This is a genomic window from Thermogutta sp., assembly GCF_014359955.1.
GTDB lineage: Bacteria > Planctomycetota > Planctomycetia > Pirellulales > Thermoguttaceae > Thermogutta.
Genome location: NZ_JACIYL010000823.1, coordinates 1 through 1,902, shown reverse-complemented (window position 1 = coordinate 1,902; position 1,902 = coordinate 1). Strand labels below are relative to the sequence as shown.

The following is a 1,902-nucleotide window of genomic DNA, read 5'->3' as shown; positions in this document are numbered from 1 at the left end:
GATCTGGGGAGTTTCACCCCGTTCATGTATTGCTTCCGAGAGCGAGAGAAAATACTCAATCTTTTTGAAGCGGTTTGTGGCGCCCGGCTGACGTACAGCTACATAACAGTGGGGGGGCTCATGGCTGATCTGCCGCCGGGCTGGCTGGAAGAGTGCGAAAAGTTTTTGGATCAGTTCGAACCCGTCATCGACGACCTCCACGAACTTCTTTCTGTCAATCACATTTTCATCAAACGGACGGCGGGGGTGGGGGTGCTCCCTGCGGCGATGGCCATCGATCATGGATGCACGGGGCCCGTGTTACGGGGCAGCGGAGTGGATTGGGATCTCCGCCGGGATGGCGATCCCTTTTATACCCGCATGTATGAGGGATATCAATTTGATGTGGCCGTCTGTAAGGACGGACGTTATCCTGCTCCCTGTCCAGAGGTTCCGACGGAAACTGTGCTCGGCGATTGCTGGCACCGGTTCTTTGTTCGGATGGTGGAGGTTGTCCAGTCGGTCAAATTGGTCCGGCAGGCCATCGAAAAATATCGGGCCGCTGAAGGCGATATCGGCAAGCCGATCAAGCTCAACCAGAAATTGCCGCCCGGCGAAGTTTATCTGGAAACCGAGTGTCCCAAGGGGCAGATGGGATTCATGATCGTGAGTTTGGGCGAGGCGATTCCGTGGCGTGTTCGCGCCCGCAGCAGTAGTTTTTGCAATCTCTCGGTGCTTCCCAAGTTGTGTCGGGGCTGCCTGGTGGCGGACGTGCCGGCAATCATCGGCTCCCTCGATATCGTGTTGGGGGAAGTCGATCGATAGCGGTTCATGGTTCAGTAACACAAGTTTGATTAATAATTTTTTGGGCGTAATATCCCGGCCATCGCATATTCCTGGCCTTGTCAAAAAATATAAAAAGGTCGAGGAATAGTCGAATACGTGAACGGGTGGTTTATGAACGAAATTGTGGGTCAATGGATCCAGACAACTGCGAGCGGGGGGTGGCTCATCATCATCGGTGTGGCCCTCCTTCAGGTTGCGGTGCTCCTGGCCGTCGTCATGACACTGGTGGCGGCCGCCACCTGGGCCGAGCGCAAAGTGGCAGGGCGAATCCAGGATCGATTGGGACCCACACGGGTGGGTGGACGATTCGGCTGGCTCCAGCCCGTCGCGGACGGCTTGAAACTGCTCACCAAAGAGGACATTATTCCCCTCAATGCCGATCGGATACTGTTCCGGATAGCCCCCTATCTCGCCTTTGCCCCCGCTTTTGCCGTTTTTATGGCCATGCCGTTTTCCGATGGGTGGGTGGCGCAGCGACTCAACACTGCTGCGTTCTTTATCCTTGCCGTCCTCGGCCTGGAAGTGTTTGGAATTATTCTGGCAGGCTACGCTTCCGGTTCGAAATGGTCTTTCCTGGGCAGCATGCGCGAAGCCGCTCAGGTGGTCAGTTACGAGGTTCCCCTCACTTTTGCTGCCCTTATCCCCATCCTGTTAGCAGGAACGATGGATCTGGTGGCCATCGGCGAAGCGCAGCGTGGCTGGTTCTGGAACTGGTTTGTTTTTCATGACCCGTTCACATTCGTGGCCTTCTGGATCTTTGTGACATGTGCCGTGGCTGGGACCAATCGGGCACCGTTCGACCTGGCTGAAGCGGAGAGCGAGTTGGTCGCGGGTTTTCATACGGAATATTCAGGGTTTCGCTGGAGTGTTTTCTATATGGGCGAATACGCAGCCATGGCCGCGGTGAGTGGCCTGGGAGCCATTTTGTTTTTAGGCGGCTGGAACGGGCCGATCCCGTTGGCCTCCATCCTCGGCCTCACGGACGCTGTCGGGCCCTGGGCAGGCTTTTTTGGGCATTTTCTCGGGGCGATTAACTTTCTTCTCAAGTGCGTGATCGGAATCCTCTTCATGATGGCC

At 56.1% G+C, this 1,902-nt stretch carries 2 protein-coding genes; both read left to right on the top strand.

Annotation, left to right across the window (positions count from 1 at the left end; translation table 11 throughout):
• The coding region (locus H5U08_RS17320) for an NADH-quinone oxidoreductase subunit D (RefSeq protein ID WP_297035961.1) at positions 1-804 on the top strand (804 nt) is incomplete at its 5' end.
• 117 nt (positions 805-921) lie between these two features.
• Positions 922-1,902, top strand: a 981-nt coding sequence (locus H5U08_RS17315) for a complex I subunit 1 family protein (protein ID WP_297035958.1), incomplete at its 3' end; no start/stop codon positions are given.